At 71.8% G+C, this 16,772-nt stretch carries 18 protein-coding genes and 5 tRNA genes; 16 read left to right on the top strand and 7 right to left on the bottom strand.

Features of this window, described 5'->3' with window-relative positions; genetic code table 11:
• The first annotated feature begins 73 nt into the window (after nt 1-73).
• From ACZ32T_RS25640 to ACZ32T_RS25595, 10 genes are all read left to right on the top strand, one after another.
• The gene (locus tag ACZ32T_RS25640; protein ID WP_467264738.1) at nt 74-319 is read left to right on the top strand and encodes a hypothetical protein; all 246 of its coding nucleotides are present in this window, start codon (nt 74-76) and stop codon (nt 317-319) included.
• A 351-nt stretch (nt 320-670) separates the two neighbouring features.
• Entirely contained in the window at nt 671-1,468 is a 798-nt protein-coding gene (locus tag ACZ32T_RS25635) for an IclR family transcriptional regulator (protein WP_467264739.1), read from the top strand.
• A 122-nt stretch (nt 1,469-1,590) separates the two neighbouring features.
• Nucleotides 1,591-3,270 carry an OPT/YSL family transporter gene (locus tag ACZ32T_RS25630; RefSeq protein WP_467264741.1) on the top strand — a complete coding sequence of 560 codons (1,680 nt, stop codon included), beginning with the start codon at nt 1,591-1,593 and terminating at the stop codon, nt 3,268-3,270.
• Nucleotides 3,271-3,354: 84 nt separating this feature from the next.
• Complete coding sequence (locus ACZ32T_RS25625) at nt 3,355-4,413, top strand: 2,5-dihydroxypyridine 5,6-dioxygenase NicX family protein (RefSeq protein ID WP_467265064.1); 1,059 nt, start codon at nt 3,355-3,357, stop codon at nt 4,411-4,413.
• A gap of 147 nt (nt 4,414-4,560) precedes the next feature.
• The gene (locus ACZ32T_RS25620; RefSeq protein ID WP_467264743.1) at nt 4,561-5,862 is read left to right on the top strand and encodes an alpha/beta fold hydrolase; all 1,302 of its coding nucleotides are present in this window, start codon (nt 4,561-4,563) and stop codon (nt 5,860-5,862) included.
• Between the two features lie 243 nt (nt 5,863-6,105).
• Nucleotides 6,106-6,312, top strand: coding sequence for a hypothetical protein (locus ACZ32T_RS25615; protein ID WP_356712408.1), 207 nt, complete (start codon nt 6,106-6,108; stop codon nt 6,310-6,312).
• Nucleotides 6,313-6,555: 243 nt separating this feature from the next.
• The gene (locus tag ACZ32T_RS25610; RefSeq protein WP_467264746.1) at nt 6,556-7,518 is read left to right on the top strand and encodes a phosphotransferase family protein; all 963 of its coding nucleotides are present in this window, start codon (nt 6,556-6,558) and stop codon (nt 7,516-7,518) included.
• A gap of 63 nt (nt 7,519-7,581) precedes the next feature.
• The gene (locus tag ACZ32T_RS25605) at nt 7,582-7,890 is read left to right on the top strand and encodes a TFIIB-type zinc ribbon-containing protein (protein WP_467264749.1); all 309 of its coding nucleotides are present in this window, start codon (nt 7,582-7,584) and stop codon (nt 7,888-7,890) included.
• A 129-nt stretch (nt 7,891-8,019) separates the two neighbouring features.
• A complete protein-coding gene (locus ACZ32T_RS25600; protein WP_467264752.1) occupies nt 8,020-9,369 on the top strand; it encodes an L-lactate MFS transporter in 1,350 nt (449 codons plus the stop codon).
• Between the two features lie 7 nt (nt 9,370-9,376).
• The gene (locus ACZ32T_RS25595) at nt 9,377-9,466 is read left to right on the top strand and encodes an MFS transporter small subunit (protein ID WP_417814622.1); all 90 of its coding nucleotides are present in this window, start codon (nt 9,377-9,379) and stop codon (nt 9,464-9,466) included.
• A gap of 55 nt (nt 9,467-9,521) precedes the next feature.
• Here ACZ32T_RS25595 and ACZ32T_RS25590 read toward each other — a convergent pair.
• The 5 genes from ACZ32T_RS25590 to ACZ32T_RS25570 all read right to left on the bottom strand — a co-directional run bounded on the left by ACZ32T_RS25590 (nt 9,522) and on the right by ACZ32T_RS25570 (nt 9,967).
• Nucleotides 9,522-9,596: transfer RNA gene (locus ACZ32T_RS25590), tRNA-Val, on the bottom strand.
• 23 nt (nt 9,597-9,619) lie between these two features.
• Nucleotides 9,620-9,691, bottom strand: a tRNA-Val gene (locus ACZ32T_RS25585).
• 19 nt (nt 9,692-9,710) lie between these two features.
• Nucleotides 9,711-9,782: transfer RNA gene (locus ACZ32T_RS25580), tRNA-Val, on the bottom strand.
• A gap of 1 nt (nt 9,783) precedes the next feature.
• Nucleotides 9,784-9,857, bottom strand: a tRNA-Cys gene (locus ACZ32T_RS25575).
• A 37-nt stretch (nt 9,858-9,894) separates the two neighbouring features.
• Nucleotides 9,895-9,967, bottom strand: a tRNA-Gly gene (locus ACZ32T_RS25570).
• Nucleotides 9,968-10,111: 144 nt separating this feature from the next.
• Here ACZ32T_RS25570 and ACZ32T_RS25565 point away from each other — a divergent pair.
• The 3 genes from ACZ32T_RS25565 to ACZ32T_RS25555 all read left to right on the top strand — a co-directional run bounded on the left by ACZ32T_RS25565 (nt 10,112) and on the right by ACZ32T_RS25555 (nt 12,890).
• Complete coding sequence (locus tag ACZ32T_RS25565; RefSeq protein WP_467264754.1) at nt 10,112-11,164, top strand: chorismate-binding protein; 1,053 nt, start codon at nt 10,112-10,114, stop codon at nt 11,162-11,164.
• Nucleotides 11,161-11,982, top strand: coding sequence for an aminotransferase class IV (locus ACZ32T_RS25560; protein WP_467369212.1), 822 nt, complete (start codon nt 11,161-11,163; stop codon nt 11,980-11,982). Before ACZ32T_RS25565 ends, ACZ32T_RS25560 begins: the two co-directional genes overlap by 4 nt.
• Nucleotides 11,983-12,053: 71 nt before the next feature.
• Nucleotides 12,054-12,890 carry a GNAT family N-acetyltransferase gene (locus ACZ32T_RS25555; protein WP_467369210.1) on the top strand — a complete coding sequence of 279 codons (837 nt, stop codon included), beginning with the start codon at nt 12,054-12,056 and terminating at the stop codon, nt 12,888-12,890.
• Between the two features lie 24 nt (nt 12,891-12,914).
• Here ACZ32T_RS25555 and ACZ32T_RS25550 read toward each other — a convergent pair whose 3' ends face one another.
• Nucleotides 12,915-13,430, bottom strand: coding sequence for a DsbA family protein (locus ACZ32T_RS25550; protein WP_467264760.1), 516 nt, complete (start codon nt 13,428-13,430; stop codon nt 12,915-12,917).
• Nucleotides 13,431-13,584: 154 nt separating this feature from the next.
• Here ACZ32T_RS25550 and ACZ32T_RS25545 point away from each other — a divergent pair, with 154 nt between their 5' ends.
• The 3 genes from ACZ32T_RS25545 (at nt 13,585) to ACZ32T_RS25535 (ending at nt 15,700) form a co-directional block, all read left to right on the top strand.
• On the top strand, nt 13,585-14,046 hold the full coding sequence (locus tag ACZ32T_RS25545; RefSeq protein WP_467369208.1) for a hypothetical protein: 462 nt from the start codon (nt 13,585-13,587) through the stop codon (nt 14,044-14,046).
• 299 nt (nt 14,047-14,345) lie between these two features.
• Nucleotides 14,346-15,356 (top strand): LacI family DNA-binding transcriptional regulator, encoded by a 1,011-nt coding sequence (locus ACZ32T_RS25540; protein WP_467264766.1) that lies wholly within the window; start codon nt 14,346-14,348, stop codon nt 15,354-15,356.
• A gap of 188 nt (nt 15,357-15,544) precedes the next feature.
• Complete coding sequence (locus tag ACZ32T_RS25535; protein ID WP_164493806.1) at nt 15,545-15,700, top strand: hypothetical protein; 156 nt, start codon at nt 15,545-15,547, stop codon at nt 15,698-15,700.
• A gap of 134 nt (nt 15,701-15,834) precedes the next feature.
• Here the strand turns inward: ACZ32T_RS25535 and ACZ32T_RS25530 are convergent, their stop codons facing one another.
• Nucleotides 15,835-16,392, bottom strand: a complete 558-nt coding sequence (locus ACZ32T_RS25530; RefSeq protein WP_467264768.1) for a CGNR zinc finger domain-containing protein — start codon at nt 16,390-16,392, stop codon at nt 15,835-15,837.
• Nucleotides 16,393-16,772: the final 380 nt, after the last annotated feature.

The raw sequence follows: 16,772 nt of genomic DNA, 5'->3' as shown, positions 1-16,772 counted from the left end.
AGGGAGCCGGAGATCCAGGTTCCGTGACCCGTGCGAGATCTCAAAGGACCGTCGCATAAGGGGGATTGGATCAATGAAGGGCGATCGTGTGGAAATAGTCGTGGACGCGGGTGACACGACCAGGACGTACGAAGTGGTGGCCTCCAGAGCAGGCCGGAGGGTGGAGACAGCAGTCCGCCGGGGGGTGGTGGAAGTGAGTGAAGTCACCCGAAGTGGATCAGTTGTCCGTACCGCCCGCTTCATGGCGACCAGGGTGCTCGCCCTGGTCGAACAGCCGGTCCCGCGCGAGGACGCCTCAGAGCGCACCTCGGATTCCTAGAGTCTCCTCCGGGCCGGTCCGGCAGGCCTCCCGCCCTCCGGACCGGCGCTGACAGATCCGAATCGAAGAACCCCTGCGCATCGACCCGCAGCGATGCCCGCCACCCGGGTATCGCCGCGGGACCCCAAGACCTCCGTCGTGCGGTGAGCCCGGACACCACCGCCCGACGGAGGTCTTCGTGCTGCCGGAACGAAACTCCTGGACACCCTTGACACCTGGTCCGGGCACCCGCATTCTTTCGCCAGAAAACGCAACGTCGTTGCGATTTCCGCACCGACAAGCCCCGGGGACAGCCCGGGGACCACACGGTCGGCGCACGAACCACCCGCACGGAACGAAGGAGGCCGGCCCATGGCGGACCACGGCGCCGACACCACCCCGGTCGAAGCCGCACCCCAGGCGCCCGGCGTCCTGCAGACCGTGGATCGGGCCCTGGCCGTCCTGCTCACCTTCACCGAGCAGCGCCCCGAGTGGGGAGTCAGCGAGCTCTCGCGCCATCATGGCTGGGACAAGGCCGTGGTCCAGCGGCTGCTCACCACCCTGACCGCCCGCGCGTTCCTGATCTGCGACGACACCAGTCGCCGCTACCGTCCCGGTCCCGCCCTGTCCCGGCTCGCACGGGTCGGCGAACACAGTGGTGTGCTGCCGTCGCTCGCCCGCCCGATACTCGCCCGGCTCCTGCGTGAGACGGGCGAGAGCGTCGTGCTCAACGTGCCGCACGGCTCCAGCTACCGCTGCGCCGCAGCCGTCGACGGTACCGGGCCCGTCCGCTACACGGCCATCATCGGCGCGGTCATGCCCGGCCACGCCGGAGCTTCCGGCCACACCCTCTTCGCGTACCACCCCGAACGCGAGATCCAGCAGATGTTCGGTCCCACGGGACTCCTCCGCTTCAACGACCGCACCATCACCGACCTGGACGCGTTGCTCACCTGCTACGCCCAGGTCCGTGCCGACGGGCACTGCGTCAGTTACGGCGAGTACGACGAGGCCGTCACCGCCGTGTCCGCCCCCGTGTTCCAGGGCGGAGCCGCAGCGGCCTCCCTCACCGTGATCGGCCCGTCCCACCGTGTGGACCGGGCCGTCGGCGCCCTCGTACCGCTGGTGCGTGCCGGAGCCGCGGAGATCTCCGCGGCGCTCGGCGGCTGAACCGGCCTCAACCGCATACCGCCCGACCCCGCGACGCCCCGCGCCGCCGGTGCGCCCCGCCCTGCCCGCGCACCGGCGAGGGACGGCGTCTCCCCAGTCCTGCTCACCGAAGGGGGTGCCACGTGGCGCACCAAGCCTCCGCCCCGCACCGCGAACCGCCGCCGTCCCGCTCCCACCCCGACGACACCGGAGCCCACCCCCGGGTCTTCGAACCCGTACTGCTCGTCATCCTGGTCGTGCTCGCCGCAGTCGGCGCCGTGATCGGCATCGACCTGGTGTCCAAGCTGGGCATCTCCGCCAACACCTCCGTCGTGGGCGCGCTGGTCGCCATGCTGATCGGCCGCATCCCGCTCGGCTTCCTGCGCCGGATGCGCTCCGTGCACCGGCAGAACCTCGCCCAGAGCGCCATCTCCGCCGCCACCTTCGCGTCGGCCAACGCGCTGCTGACGTCCGTTGCCATTCCGTACGTCTTCGGACGCGAGGACCTGGTCTGGCCGATGCTGGCCGGATCGTTCATGGGTCTGCTCGTGGACGCCTGGGTGCTCTACCGGGCCTTCGGGTCCCGGCTGCTGCCCGCCGATGCCGCGTGGCCGCCCGGAACGGCCGCCGCCGAGACCATCAAGGCCGGCGACCGGGGAGGCCGCCGGGCACTGATCCTCGCCGGCGGTACCGCCGTCGGTCTGGCCGGAACACTCCTCAGTCTGCCGCTGTCCGCCGCCGGTGTGGCCTTCCTGGGCAACGTCTGGGCGCTGATGATGTTCGGCATCGGCCTGATGCTGCGCCAGTACAGCCCCGACCTCTTCGACACCGACCTGGGAGCCGGGTTCATCCCGCACGGCGTCATGGTCGGCGCGGGCGTCGTCGCCCTGGGACAGGCCGTCCACATGCTGGCCGGCCGCCGTGCCCGCAAGAAGCAGCGGCGGGAGCGGAGGGCCGCCGAGGAGCCGGCGAGCACCCTCGCAGTCGCCGACCCGACCGTCGAGTACACCGTCGACGAGCGGGCCCTGCGGCTCGCCCTCGTCCGTGGTTACGCACTGTTCACCGCGGGCGCCGTCGTACTCGCCGTACTCGGCGGGCTCATCGGTGACATGAGCCCGCTCGGGATCATCGGCTGGGTCCTGTTCGCCGCCTTCGCCGCGCTGGTCCACGAACTGATCGTCGGCCTCGCCGCCATGCAGTCCGGCTGGTTCCCGTCCTTCGCCGTCACCCTGATCTTCCTGATCCTCGGGCTCGCCATGGGCATCCCCTCGGTACCCCTGGCCCTCCTGATCGGATACGTCTCCGCCACCGGCCCGGCCTTCGCCGACATGGGGTACGACCTCAAGGCCGGCTGGCTCCTCCGCCGCGACCACCGCCCCTGGGACCCCTACGAGCGAGAGGGCCGCCGCCAGCAGTTCCTGGCCGCCCTGATCGGCTTCGCGGTCGCCCTGGCCGTCGTCGCCGTCGCCTGGCGCTCCTACTTCGGACAGGGCCTCATCCCTCCCGTCGCCAAGGTGTACGCCGACACGATCAAGAGCGGCCTCAGCGACCCGGACGCGGTACGCACCATGCTGCTCTGGGCCGTTCCCGGCGCCGCCATCCAGCTGATCGGCGGAACCCGGCGCCAGATGGGCGTCATGCTCGCCACCGGCCTTCTCATCCTCACCCCGCAGGCCTGCTGGCTGGTCCTCGGCGCGCTGGCGGTCCGCGTCGTCTACCGCAGGCTGCGCGGCCCCGCCGCCGACGAGGAACTCAACCTGATCGGCGCCGGGGTGATCGCCGGCAGCTCGCTCGGGGACTCCGCCCAGATCCTCAAGACCTGACCCTGCGGGACCGGCCCCGCAGGGCGGGTCCCGCAAGCCACCACCCGCACCACCCGCAAGGCAAGGAGAACCCCCACCGTGGACATGTACAGCAGGCTCGAACCGCGTTCCGAGTACCTCAGCTTCGAACTGGCGCTGGCCGCACGCAAGCTCGTCGAGGAGGTCATGCTCGTCAAGCGCGGTGAGGACGTCGTCCTCACCGGGGACACCAGCAGCGACCGCCGGGTCATCGAGGCGACCGCCCAGGCAGTCGCCGCCGCCGGCGCGCACCCCGTCATCGTCTGGTACGAGACGCTGCCCGGCGCCTCGATGGAGCCGCCCCGCCCCGTGGCCGGCGCCATCGCCGACGCCGACGTGTGGATCGAGTTCGCGGTCTCCTACCTGATGCACTCCGACGCCTTCCGCGCCGCCATGGCGAACGGCTGCCGCTACACCAACCTCACCGCCATGGACGTCCAGATGCTGGTGGCCACCGTCGGGCGCCCCGACTTCCAGGGAGTCATCCGCCTGGGGAAGGAACTCGTCGCGCTCCTCGAAGCCGCCGACGAGGTCCGTATCACCTCCGCCAACGGCACCGACCTCGTGGGACGCAACGGCGACCGCCCGATCAACCTGCGCGGCAAGCCCGCCGAGAAGCCGGGCGAGACGGTCATGCTGTCAGGCCAGATCTCCTGGAACCCCCTGGAGGAGACGCAGGACGGCGTTCTCGTCTTCGACGGCGCCCTGTGGCCGCCGGACGAGATCGGACTGCTGCGCTCCCCGGTCCGCTGCACCGTCGAGAAGGGTGTCGTCACCAGGATCGAGGGCGGCGCCGACGCCGACACCTTCCGCCGCTGGATGGAGTCCTTCGACGACCCGAACATGTTCCGCGTCGCCCACTGGTCCCTCGGCTTCAACCCGGGCGTACTCGCCCCGACGGGCCGGATCGTGGAGGACGAGCGCGTCTTCGGCTGCGTCGAGCTCGGCATCGGCACCAAGGGCGCCTGGATCGGCGGCGAACCGTGGGTCGCCGCCGCGCACACCGACGGCAGCGTGCTCGGCCCGTCCATCTACCTCGACGGTGTCGCGATAGAGGAGAACGGGCGTTACGTGCACCCCCGGCTCGTGGAGATCTGCCGCGAGCTCGGCGTCGCCGGCTACTGAGCCCGTACGGCCGCGGGCGGGCCCCCGACGCCTGCCCGCGGCCCCGGCGCGCACCCGGCCCGCGGCCGCCCGCGCACCCGGCCCGCTCCGCCGACGCACCGTCACCCCCCCTGCGCCCGCCCTCCCACCCCGCGACAAGGAGCGCCCATGTCCACGCCCCCGCCCGTCTCCTACCGCCACGGCGGCCTGGTCTGCACCGACCACACCCTCGACGTGCCGCTCGACCACCGGGACCCCGGCTCCCCTTCCATCAGCCTGTTCGCCCGCGAAGTGGTGGCGGAGGACCGGGAGAACGAAAACCTGCCCCGGCTGCTCTGGCTCCAGGGCGGCCCCGGGGGCCGCGCGGAACGGCCGAACGCGGCGGGAGCCTGGCTCCGGCGCGCCCTCGCCGGCCACCGCGTCGTCCTGATGGACCAGCGCGGCACAGGACGCTCCGCCCCCGCCGACCGGCTCACCCTCGCCCGGTTCGGCACCGATCACCTGGCCGCCGCCCGCCACCTCGGCCTCTTCCGGGCCGACTCGATCGTCCGCGACGCCGAACTGCTGCGCCGGTACTTCCAGGACGAGCGGCCGTGGAGCGTACTCGGGCAGAGCTTCGGCGGCTTCGCGACCCTCACCTACCTCAGCCTCGCGCCCGAGGGCCTGGCCCAGGCCTACATCACCGGCGGTCTGCCCACGCTGGCCGGCCACGCCGACGACGTGTACCGGGCCGCCTACGCCCGCACCCTCGCGCACAACGAGCGCTACTTCGCGCGCTATCCGGGGGACCAGCGGCTCGCCGACGCCGTCGCCGCGCACCTGGCGGCGCACGACGTACGCATGCCGACCGGCGAACGGCTCACCGTGCGCCGCTTCCAGACGCTGGGCATCACCTTCGGCACGGCGGCGAAGTTCGACTCGCTCCACTACCTCCTGGAGACCGCGTTCACGGACGGCGTGCGGGGACCCGAGCTCACCGACACGTTCCTGCGGGGCGTCGACGCCGCGGTGTCCTTCGCCGAACGCCCGCTCTACGCGGCGCTGCACGAGCCCATATACGCCCAGGGGGACCGCCCCACGGACTGGTCCGCGCACCGGATCCGCCAGGAGTTCCCCGTCTTCGACGCCGGGTCCGGCGGCCCGGTCCGTTTCACCGGAGAGATGGTCTATCCCTGGCAGTTCGAGGAGGACCCCGCACTCGTCCCCCTGCGGGGCGCCGCGGAAGCCCTCGCCGCGCGCACCGACTGGCCCGCGCTCTACGACCTCGGCCGGCTGGCGGCCAACGAGGTTCCCGTGGTGGCCGCCGTCTACCACGACGACATGTACGTCGACCGGGAACAGGCGCTCGCCACCGCCGACGCGGTGCGAGGGCTGCGCACCTGGGTCACCCCCGACCACGCGCACGACGGGGTCCGGGCCGACGCCGCCGTCTTCGACCGGCTGCTGTCGATGGCGAACGCCAAACCCTGACCCGTACCGGAAGGAACCCCGGAGGGAACCCTTAGGTGCCGGGTACCGCGACCATCACCGTTTCTCCACCCAGGGGAGTACACCGGAGGCGGCCGGCTCATCCTCCGGGAGGCCCGGCATTCGGTACGCGGGCATGACGCCGTGGGTCTCTCCTCTCCCTAATGTTGAGGTCAAGCGGCGGGCGTGGAACTCGTCCCCCGAGGCCAGACGCCCGCCGCTCCGGAACAGGTCAGGAGAGGAACCATGGCGGACACGGCCGCGCGGACGATCACCCGCACGCAGGGCAGCAGGGCATACGCCTCGCTCGGCGTACGCACGTCCGGCACGCGCCACCCGCTGGTGGCGACAGCCATGGTTCTTCCCCTGGCGGCCCTGCTGGTCGTCGTCTTCGGCGGCTGGGACGCAGTGGTCACACAGGCGTCGTCCGTGGGCGTGATGCTGGGGCGCTGAGCGGCGCCCCGGGTCCGGAAGAGCGGTCCGGACCGGGACATCCGGCCAACAGCCCCGTGGGGACGGGGGTGCGGCGGACGGCAGCGTTTGTCCGGCCAGCTGGGGAGCTGGCCGGACATCGCGCTGTCCGGAACCCTTCCGCCGCCGCGGCGGCCCGTCGCCCGCCACGGCGCCGCCGGCCGCGTACGATCGCCGCCGGGACCGGCCGCGAGCCGGCCGATCACCTGCGCGGGAGCCGATCCGATGACCACCACCCCTGTCGTACGCGCGCTGGGCGAACTCGCGCACGAGGGCGCCCACGCCGCCACCACGGCATGTGTGTGCGCGCCGCCCCAGGTGCTCGCGGACCGGCCCGACGCCACGGTGGTCCGCAGCGGCCCGCACGTCGCCAAGGCGCATGCCCCGGACTCGGACCCCGTCGCCCTGGCGGCCCGCCTGTCCCTGGCCGCCTCACCCAGGCTGGCGGGAATCCTGCTCCCGCCCCTGCCGGCCCCGGACGGGCCACCGGACAGCGCCGACGGCCGCACCGTGAGCCGCTGGCCGTACGGCACGCCCGTCGACCCCTCGGACCCCGACGCAGCTCCCTGGGAGGAGGTGGCGGCCCTCCTGGCCCGGCTGCACCGCACCCCGCCGCCACATCCGCTCCCGCCGATGCGCGGGCCGGCCAAGGCCGCCCGCGCCGTGGCGCGGATGCGCACCGCCCGCCCCGGCGACCCGGCTGCCGGCCCCGTGCTGGCCGCCTGGCGGGGGCTGCCCGGCTGGGCCCGCGCCGAGCAGCCGACGCCGGAACACCGGGACGGCTTCCTCTGCCACGGCGATCTCCACCTCGGCCAGCTCGTGCGGCACCCCGCTCGGCGCGGCCCCTGGCTGCTGATCGACATCGACGACACGGGCCTGGGCGACCCCGCCTGGGACCTGGCACGGCCCGCGGCTTGGTACGCCGCCGGGCTGCTGTCGCCCGAGATCTGGCTGCGCTTCCTCGACACCTACCGGGCGTCCGGAGGCCCCGCCGTACGCGCCGAGGGGGACCCGTGGCCCGAGCTGGACGTCGCGGCGCGGGCGCTCACCGTGCAGACGGCCGCCCTCGCCCTCGCCAAGTCCGCGACGGAGGGCCGCAGTCCGGATGAGGTGGAACAGTTGATGATCGATGCATGTGTCCGAATTGCGTCCCTCCCGCCCGAGTTGGCGTCCGAATACGCGTCGTAGGGTGAAGCCAGCGCCGCCGGGCAGGTATCCGGTGACGCCGCCACGACCTGAGGAGTCCACCCGATGATCCAGTGCCCCAAGTGTCATGCGCCGATGAACACGTACAACCGCAACGGTGTGCAGATCGAGCAGTGCAGCGGCTGCCGCGGGATATTCCTCGACTACGGCGAGCTGGAGTCCCTGACCCGCCTGGAGTCGCAGTGGGCGCAGCAGGCCCCGCCCGCGCCGCCCGCCCCGCAGCAGGGCTACCCCGCCGCTCAGCAGCCGTACCCCGCGGCGCCGGCCCCCGCCTGGGGAGCGCCGCACCAGGGCGGTCACCACGGCGGCCACCACCGTCAGAAGAGCTTCGGCCGGATGCTGTTCAGCTCCTGACCGCGACGTATGGGCGGGTAGTGCCGCAGGACGGGCCCGGGCAGATGCCCGGGCCCGCATTGCATACGGTCGACCGACTTCCCTTCATGATCTAGTCATGGCCATGGCTGGTGCCTAGAGTGCGGATCCATGAACTTCCTCGACAGGTCCCGGACTGTCGCGCCCCCGGGGTGGAGCCGCTGGCTCGTACCGCCCGCCGCGCTCGCCGTGCACCTCTCCATCGGACAGGCCTACGCCTGGAGCGTGTTCAAGCCCCCGCTCGAGTCCGCTCTCGGCCTCTCGGGCACCGCCAGTGCTCTCCCGTTCCAGCTGGGCATCGTCATGCTCGGCCTCTCGGCCGCGTTCGGCGGCACCCTCGTCGAACGCAACGGCCCACGCTGGGCGATGTTCGTCTCCCTCGTCTGCTTCTCCTCCGGCTTCCTCGTCGCCGCGCTGGGTGCCTCGACCGGCCAGTACTGGCTCGTCGTCCTCGGCTACGGATTCATCGGCGGCATAGGCCTCGGCATCGGCTACATCTCGCCGGTCTCCACCCTCATCAAGTGGTTCCCCGACCGCCCCGGCATGGCCACCGGCATCGCCATCATGGGATTCGGCGGCGGCGCCCTCATCGCCTCACCCTGGTCCACCGGGATGCTGGAGAGCTTCGGGACGGACCGTTCCGGCATCGCCACGGCCTTCCTCGTCCACGGTGTCGTCTACGCCGCCTTCATGGCGCTCGGCGTCTTCCTCGTACGGGTACCGCCGGACGGCTGGCTCCCCGACGGCTGGGAACCGAAGCGGGAGACCCGCAGGCTCGTCACCAACGCCCAGGTCTCCGCCCGCAACGCCCTGCGCACACCGCAGTTCTGGTGTCTGTGGGTGGTCCTCTGCATGAACGTCACCGCGGGCATCGGCATTCTGGAGAAGGCCGTGCCCATGATCCAGGACTTCTTCACGAACACCGCCACCCCGGTCTCGGTCTCCGCGGCGGCGGGTTTCGTCGCCCTGCTCTCGCTGGCCAACATGGGCGGCCGTCTCCTGTGGTCCTCCACCTCGGACCTGATCGGCCGTAAGAACATGTACCGGATCTACCTCGGCGTCGGCGCGCTGATGTACGTGGTCATCGCCCAGCTGGGCGACGACTCCAAGCCGCTCTTCATCTGCTGCGCGCTGGTGATCCTGTCCTTCTACGGCGGCGGGTTCTCGACCGCTCCGGCCTATCTGAAGGACCTCTTCGGCACCTATCAGGTGGGAGCCATCCACGGCCGCCTGCTGACCGCCTGGTCCACGGCCGGCGTCCTCGGCCCGCTGATCGTCAACCGGGTCGCGGACGCGGGGGAGCGGGCAGGACACAGCGGCCCCAGCCTCTACACGACCTCCCTGACGATCATGATCGGGCTGCTGATCGTCGGCTTCGTCGCCAACGAATGCATACGCCCGGTCCACGCCCGCTTCCACGAGGCACCGGAAGGGAGCCCCCGTGTCCACCAGCAGTCGTAAGCCCCTGATGACGTTCGTCTGGCTCTGGGTCGCCGTACCGTTCGCCTACGGACTGTACGAGCTCGTCCGCAAGGCCACCCAGCTCTTCACCGGCTGAACCCCCACCGCCCACGACAAAGCCCCCGGTCGTCGAGACGACCGGGGGCTTCGGCTGGTGCGCGATACTGGGATTGAACCAGTGACCTCTTCCGTGTCAGGGAAGCGCTCTCCCGCTGAGCTAATCGCGCAGGGTGACCCTGCGTGTACTGCGTGCGCGATACTGGGATTGAACCAGTGACCTCTTCCGTGTCAGGGAAGCGCTCTCCCGCTGAGCTAATCGCGCGGGGGTCCTTGCGGACCGGTGGACGATACTGGGATTGAACCAGTGACCCCTTCCGTGTCAGGGAAGTGCTCTCCCGCTGAGCTAATCGTCCTTGGAGGTGGAGACGGGATTTGAACCCGTGTAGACGGCTTTGCAGGCCGTTGCCTCGCCTCTCGGCCACTCCACCAGGGATGAGGGCTCGGGAAGATCCCCCATCTACTGCGAGCGGACGACCAGGTTCGAACTGGCGACCTCAACCTTGGCAAGGTTGCGCTCTACCAACTGAGCTACGTCCGCTTGTCTTTCCCGGACCGCTTGCGCGTCCCGGCGACGTGTTGAACTCTAGCGGATTCCCGGGCCAGCACAAAAACGCGTTTGCGCAGCTTGCTGCGCCACCATCGCCCGCCGCAGGTCACCGCCTGCCGCCTTAGACTCGGTCACGTGCGCGACCTCACCCCTCTTGCCCGCTTCGGTGGCCTCGTCGCCACCGGCCTGCTGGATGTCACCAGCGACCCCGCCGCCCTTGAATCGTCCGGTTTCTGGGCGGTGTGCGTCGATTTCGAAGGCCGCCCGGTCTGTGCCCGCTTCGCCACCCTGCGGTCCGAGGAGGTCCCGCTCCCCGTGCCCGGGGCCTGGCGGGGACCCTCCCAACAGGAGTGGACGTCCTCACTCGACGAGCAGGCCTACATGGCCGGCGTACGACGGATCCGTGAACACATCGCGGCCGGCGAGGTCTACCAGGCCAACCTCTGCAGGGTCCTGTCCGCGCCGCTGCCCGGCCCCCGGGCCGACGTGGACGCGCTCACGGCGCTGCTCGCCCGCGGCAACCCGGCCCCCTACGCGGGAACGATCCGCCTCCCGGAGCACGGCGTGGAGATCGCCACCGCCTCTCCCGAGCTCTTCCTCGCACGCGACGGCCGGACCGTCGAATCCGGTCCGATCAAGGGCACCGGGCGCACCGAGGACGACCTGCTGGAGAAGGACCACGCGGAGAACGTCATGATCGTCGATCTGGTGCGCAACGACCTGGGCCAGGTCTGCGTACCCGGCAGCGTGAGCGTCCCCGACCTCTGCGCCGTGGAGAAGCACCCCGGGCTCGTCCACCTCGTCTCCACCGTGCGCGGACGGCTCGCCGACGGCGTCGGGTGGCCGCGTCTGCTCACCGCCGCGTTCCCGCCCGGATCCGTCACCGGCGCGCCGAAGTCCAGCGCGCTGGGGATCATCGACGCCCTGGAGACGGCGCCCCGCGGCCCGTACTGCGGAGCAGTCGGCTGGGTGGACGCCGACCGCGGCACCGCGGAACTGGCCGTCGGCATAAGGACCTTCTGGATCGACCGCACCGGGCCCGCACCCCTTCTCCGCTTCGGCACCGGAGCCGGCATCACCTGGGGATCGGACCCGGCGCGCGAATGGGCCGAGACCGAGCTCAAGGCCTCCCGGCTGCTCGCTGTAGCGTCGGGCGCGTACGAGGAGACAGGAAGGACCGCTTCATGAGGATCTGGGTCAACGGCGGACTGCATGACGCCGATGACGCGCGGCTGTCCGTGCTCGACCACGGGCTGACCGTGGGGGACGGCGTCTTCGAGACCGTCAAGGTCGCCGGGGGCCGCCCCTTCGCCCTCACCCGGCACCTCGACCGGCTGACGCGCTCGGCCAGGGGCCTGGGTCTGGCGGACCCCGGCCACGACGAGGTCCGTCACGCGGTGGCGACGGTCGTCGAGGCAAACCCCATGGAGCTCGGCCGGCTCCGGATCACCCTCACCGGCGGTCTCTCACCGCTCGGCTCCGACCGCGGGGACGCGGGCCCCAGCCTGGTCGTCGCGATGGGCGAGGCGGCACGCCGTCCCGACAGCACCGCCGTGGTGACCGTCCCCTGGCCGCGCAACGAACGCGGCGCGGTGACAGGCCTCAAGACCACCTCGTACGCCGAGAACGTCGTCGCTCTCGCGCGCGCCCACGAGCGGGGTGCCTCGGAGGCGCTTTTCCCGAACACGGTCGGGCAGCTCTGCGAAGGTACGGGCTCCAACGTCTTCGTCGTCCTGGAGGGCCGGATCCACACGCCTCCCGTCGCTTCCGGCTGCCTCGCGGGGATCACCCGCGCACTGGCCGTGGAGTGGACGGGTGCGCAGGAGACCGACCTCCCGCTGGACGTGCTCGAACGGGCCGACGAGATCTTCCTGACCTCCACGCTCCGCGACATCCAGGCCGTCCACCGGGTCGACGCGCGGGAGCTGCCCGGCGCCCCGGGGCCCGTGACGGCGAAGGCCGCGCGGCTCTTCGACGAGCGCGCGGCGGACGATCTCGACCCGTGAGCCGGGGCGGACACCGGAACCGGAACCGTAAAAGGGGTGACGGCCCGCCGCCCAGCGGATAGAACGACCTGATGACCACGACCATCCGGCCGGCCGAGCCGGTCCAGCAAGGCGCCGACGGCGTACGGACACGGACGTACGACGTGTGCGACAACGGGCGGCCCGTAGGCGCCGTCGCCATCTCGACCGACCCGGCGTTCGGCGCCGGGGCGGGCATACTCCAGTCGCTCCGCATCGACGAGGCGCACCGGAGGCGCGGCCGGGGGACCATCGCCGCGCTCGCCGCCGAGGAGGTGCTCCGCGGCTGGGGCTGTACGCAGGTCCGCCTGGTGGCCCCCGCGGACAACCATGCCGCCCGGGCCCTGGCGACGGTGCTCGGCTACACCGAGCGCAGCCGCAACATGCTCAAGGCCCTCCGGCGGACCGCCCCCGCGCTGCCCGCCGGGGTCACCGGGCGCCCCATGACCGAGCAGGAGTACGCCGCGTGGGAGGCCACCAGCGTCGAGACGTACACGCAGGAGTGGGTCGAGCGCGGCGTCCCGGAGGAGCAGGCGCGGCGCAAGTCCGAGCGTGACCACGCCACCGACCTGCCGGACGGCCAGGCCACCCCCGGCATGCACTTCCACGTCCTCGTCCACGACGGCACCGTCGTCGGCCGTCTCTGGGTGGCGCGTCGTGACGTGCCGGACGGCGAGGACCGCGGATACGTCTTCGACGTGGAGGTCGACGAGGAGTACCGCGGGCGCGGATACGGCCGGGCGCTGATGCACCTCGCGGAGGGCATCACGCTCGACGCCGGCCTCGGACTCCTCGGCCTGCACGTCTTCGCGGACAACACCCCCGCGCTGCGGCTGTACGAGTCGCTCGGTTACGAGGTGACGCAGTACAACCTGGCCAAGGCGCTGTGACCGGCCCTCGACGTGGCCGGGCTGTCAGCTCTGCCCGGCGAGCAGGCGGTCGGCGATCTCCTCGATGCGCGCGAGCAGCCCGTCCTGGCTCTTCCCGCCGTCCAGCCGCTCGTCACCGATCACGTACGTCGGGGTCCCCGTGACACCGATCGCCTTGCCCTCGGCCTGGTCCGCGTCCACGATCAGCAGATGCCGGCCGTCGATCAGGGCGGTGTCGAACTCCTCGACGTCCAGACCCAGTTCGCCCGCCACTTCGAGCAGCAGGGGCTCGCCCACGCGTGCGAGGTCGGCGGTGCGGGCCAGTACGGCCTCGATGTACGGCCATCCCCTGCCCTGGACGGTGGCCTCCTCGGCGGCCTGCGCCGCGGCGTACGCGTGCTTGTGCTTCTCCAGCGGGAAGTGGCGCAGCCGTACCTCGAGCCGGTCGCCGTATCGGGCGCGCAGGGTGTGGACGTCGGAGAGGGCCCGGTGGCAGTCGGGGCACTCGAGCTCGCACCAGAGGTCGAGGACGACCGGTGCGGCGGAGGGGGAGTCGCTCATGAAACCAGTCTTTCAGGCCGGACCCGCGCTTCCCAATCGGGACCTGGGGAGGACTGCGGCCCTGAAATGTCCCTGATGTGGGCCCGCGCCGTGGCCCCTGCGGCAGTGACCGGTGCAGGATGGAAGGGACGTATCCCGATCGCTGGAGGCACCGATGCTTGCCGAGACCATCTGTTCCGCGGTGTCGGCGGCGGGTTTGGGCATCGCCGCGATCACCGCGTACCGAAAGCGGTTCCTCACGGCGACCCGGATCGCCGCCTACTCGCTCGTGCCCGTCGGGCTGGTGATGACCGGAGTCGTCGAGTGGCTGGCCGGCATCGCCTTCAGGCCGAGCATCTGGATCGGCTTCGGGCTGCTGGCCGTGGCCTGGCTGCTCTTCATGACCACGCGCGCGGTGGAGCGCCGGAGCGGCTCGACCCGTAAGGAGCGCAAGGCCGCCCGGGCGGCGGAGCGGGGCGCGGCGGTGGCGCCGGGTGCCTCGTCGCCCTCGCTGAACTCCGGGGCGGGGACGACGGCCCCGCAGACGCGGGAGAAGCCGAAGAAGCAGGAACAGGCCGCCGCCCCCGGTGACGACTTCAGTGACATCGAGGCCATCCTGAAGAAGCACGGGATCTGACGGGCCGCTCGGGGTGGTCCGTCCAGCAGGGGTATGCACGCGTCATGAATCGATTCATGACCGACCCCGGCCGGTGGGTTGCCGGCACCCGTACCGGCTCTGGGTATTCTCGGGATCGCGCCGCTCCGATCTTGACGGTATCCCGTGGATGCGGTTAGCGTCCCGAGCGGATTGAAACAATTCAATCGATGGGCGCGGCCCGGCGGCGACGCGACGGACCATGCCGGACGTCCGTCCGGCGACCAGGGACCGGCGCGCGGCGGCCGGACGGCATCAGTGGGGCAGGGCAAGTGGGGCGTGTGGCAGGGATCAAGGACGTGGCCCGGCAGGCCGGAGTCTCCGTGGGCACGGTCTCCAATGTGATCAACCGCCCCGAGGCGGTGCTTCCCGACACCCGGGCCCGTGTGCTCGCGGCGATCGAGGAACTCGGATACGTGCGCAGCGAGTCGGCCAGACAGCTCAGGGCGGGCCGCAGCCGCATCATGGCCCTGCTGGTGCTGGACATGGGCAACCCCTTCTTCGTCGACGTCGCGCGCGGCGCCGAGCGCGCGGCCCGGGAGGCCGGTCTCGGTGTGATGGTCTGCAACAGCGGCCAGAGTCCGGAGGAGGAGGCCGAATATCTCGGACTCTTCGCCGAGCAGCGGGTCTGCGGTGTGCTCGTCACCCCGGCCGACGCCACCGGCGGCAACCTCGAGGCCTTCGCCCGTCACCGGATCCCCTATGTGCTGGTCGACCGCGTCGCGGCCACCAGCGACAGCTGCGCCGTCTCCGTGGACGACGTGCGCGGCGGCACGCTCGCAGTCGGTCATCTCGTCTCGGCCGGCCACCGGTCCGTCGCCTATGTGAGCGGACCCGGTGACCTCCATCAGATCAGGGACCGCCGCGAAGGCGCCCTCGCCGCGCTCGCCGAGGCGGGGCTCGGCCCGGAGGCGCTCGTGGAGATCCCCTCCGACCGTCTGGACGTGGCGGCGGGCCGCGACGCGGGGGCCAGGCTGCTCGGCCTCGTACCCAGACCGACCGCGGTGTTCTGCGCCAACGACCTGCTGGCCCTCGGTGTCCTGCAGTCGCTGTACGCCGCAGGTGTGCGGGTGCCGCAGGACGTCGCCATCGTCGGCTACGACGACATCGAGTTCGCCGCGGCCGCCGCCGTGCCCCTCACCTCGGTCCGGCAGCCCGCCGTGGTGATGGGCAGGATGGCGGCCGAACTCCTCCTGGAGGAGGCGGACGACGAGAACGGCGGCCACCGGCACCGCAGTGTGGTCCTCCAGCCGGAACTGGTCGTACGTGCCTCCAGCGCCGCGCCTCGCTGACACGCGCACGGGCCGGCGGGCGTAGCCGGGGCAGGCGGTTGCCCCGGCGTCGGGGCGCGTGGAGCGAACGCATGCGGCGTCTTCGGACGCGGGAGCGATTCCCGTTCATCCTGGAGGGTGTGAACTCGGCCTGCGAAAAGCTTTGTTGATCGCCAACAGGGTCCGCTCTGCGTCATGATCACTACGAGATGGTGGACACCTCCCGGGGCGATGCCCCCGCACCCCCCGCCGAAGAGCCGCGTGGCTGCCTCTTCGCGCTTTCCCAGCCGCCGCTGATGATCTTCCTGACGGTCGTCGGCGGCCTGCTGCTGATGGCCGCCCTGCACGATCTCTTCCTGCTGTGAGCGGCCCTCCCGCTCCTTCTGCCGCGACCGGCCGCCACGTCTCGTCTGCCGCGGGCTGCCGCACCCGGGCCGCCACCGTCCCGCAGGGCCGGTCCCCTCCCGGGGGCGGCCGCACGGTCTGTCCGGGCGGAGGATCAGCGGGCGGCTTCCCGCCGCCGCGCCCGGTACGCGGCGACATGGAGCCGGTTGCCGCAGGTGCGGCTGGAGCAGTAGCGGCGGGATCGGTTGCGCGACAGGTCGACGAACGCGTCCGGGCAGTCGGGGGCCTCGCAGCGCCGCAGCCGGTCCTGCTCACCCGCCACGACGATGAAGGCCAGGGCCATGCCGCAGTCGGCCGCGAGGTGGTCCGCGACGGAGGCGTCCGGAGCGAAGTAGTGGACGTGCCAGTCGTAGCCGTCGTGATTCGTGAGCTGTGGGGTGGTGCCCGCCCCGGCCACCAGGCTGTTGACGAGGTCGGCGGCCGTGCGGGCGTCGGGCGCGGCGAATATCTCGGCGAACCGGTCCCGGACGTCCCGCACGGCGCGCAGGTCCTTGTCGCCGAGGGTCCCGACGCCGCTGATGCGGTGGCGCTCCGCGAAGGCGTAGAGGGCGGTGAGCTCGGCGAGCCCGTCGCGCGATCCGTTCTCCGGCGCGGTGTTCACCAGATCGACCACCGTGTCGAGGGCGATCCGGGTGTCGTGTGGGATCAGCACGCTTCGCTCCCTGGCCTCCGGCGGACGGGGCGTCCACCGATGCGGGCTGACTCTACTGGCTCGGCGGAGGCGCTCAGGGGCCGGTACGGGCTCGGCGGGGGAGCGCGGCCCCTTTTCCCGGCCGGGCGGCGCCGCGGAGCGCACGGGGCCCTCTGGCGGCTTCGCAGGCCATTCCTGCGGCAAAGGTGAGGTGCGTGGTGCGGATGGTGGGGGTGTGGCGAGGGCTGACTGCCCTCGTGCCGACCCACTCGCCCCGGCCTCGGTCGCCCTGGCGTCCGCCGTCGGCCGCCCGCAGCGTTCGCCCCGCGTCTTGCGCACAGCGGCGCCGCCGCCGCGGTGGGTTCCGCGGCGACGGCGCCGGTGCCTGCCCTATGAGGTTG

Source organism: Streptomyces sp. NPDC023573 (assembly GCF_055559735.1).
The sequence above is the reverse complement of the archived record's forward strand: the minus strand, read 5'-3'. Positions and strand labels throughout refer to the sequence as shown.